Annotated in this window: 1 protein-coding gene; it reads left to right on the top strand. The window is 48.6% G+C overall.

Going from position 1 to position 1,085, the window contains the following annotated elements; genetic code table 11:
• Positions 1-100: 100 nt before the first annotated feature.
• The gene (locus H8L47_RS29140; protein ID WP_186957330.1) at positions 101-1,054 is read left to right on the top strand and encodes an IS30 family transposase; all 954 of its coding nucleotides are present in this window, start codon (positions 101-103) and stop codon (positions 1,052-1,054) included.
• Positions 1,055-1,085 lie beyond the last annotated feature (31 nt).

Below are 1,085 nucleotides of genomic sequence, written 5' to 3' on the forward strand. Positions count from 1 at the left end.
CGCGAGTTCAAATAAGAAGTGCAACAGAAGCTAAATTGGTTTGAATGGGAAGATGCGGTAGCATCCGAACTTCCAGACCTCCAAGTCAAAGTTGCCCGAAATGACATACACACATCTTACCCAAGACGAACGATACCAGATTTATATACTGAAGAAGGCAGGACATAGGCAAAGTGAGATAGCAGAGGTGATGGGGCGTAGCAGATCGACGATCAGTCGAGAGATCAAACGCAATAGTGGCGGTCGAGGATACCGCCCAAAACAGGCTCAACAACGCAGTCTCGAAAAGCAAGCCAGAAAGAATGGTGTGACTATTTCCGCTGAGACATGGGCATTTGCAGAAGACAGGTTGAGAGCGTATTGGAGCCCGGAACAGATCAGCGGCTATCTCCGTGCCAATGCTCTCCCTGGAGTGAGTCACGAAAGCATTTATTGGCGAATCTATGCGGACAAGCAACGTGGTGGCACGTTACACAAAACCTTGCGCTGCCAGAAGATACGCAAGAAGCGCTATGGCAATCGTGAACGACGCGGTACCATACCCAATCAGGTTTCGATTGAAGAGCGCCCAGCGATTGTGGACACGCTCAAGCGCTATGGAGACTGGGAGGGCGATCTTGTTATCGGCGCGAATCACCAGCAAGCGCTGGTCACACTCAATGAGCGCAAATCGCGCTACACCTTGCTAGAAAAAGTGACCCGCAAAACTGCTGAGGCGGTGACGGATACCATTATCTCTTTGCTAGCGCCTTTTTCTGGATTGGTGCATACGTTGACGACTGACAATGGTAAGGAATTTGCTCAGCATGAACGTATTGCACAGAGCCTTAATGTGCAGTATTTCTTTGCCCATCCTTATTGCTCTTGGGAGCGCGGCGCTAACGAAAACATGAATGGTTTAATACGGCAGTTCTTTCCGAAGAAAATGTGTTTTGAATCCATCACAACGCAAGACATGACTGACGCTATGGATTACTTGAATCATCGACCTAGAAAATGCCTTGGCTACAAAACACCGCACGAAGTTTTTATGGCTCAGATACAATCGCTATAACACAGGGTTGCACTTCGAGCTTGAATCCGCC

The organism is Undibacterium umbellatum (assembly GCF_014284125.1).
In the GTDB taxonomy this organism is placed as follows: Bacteria; Pseudomonadota; Gammaproteobacteria; order Burkholderiales; family Burkholderiaceae_D; genus Undibacterium; species Undibacterium umbellatum.

What these genes read in the sequence shown, in the direction of transcription:
- H8L47_RS29140 (WP_186957330.1), top strand. Translation starts at nt 101, where the DNA reads ATGACATACACACATCTTACCCAAGACGAACGATACCAGATTTATATA.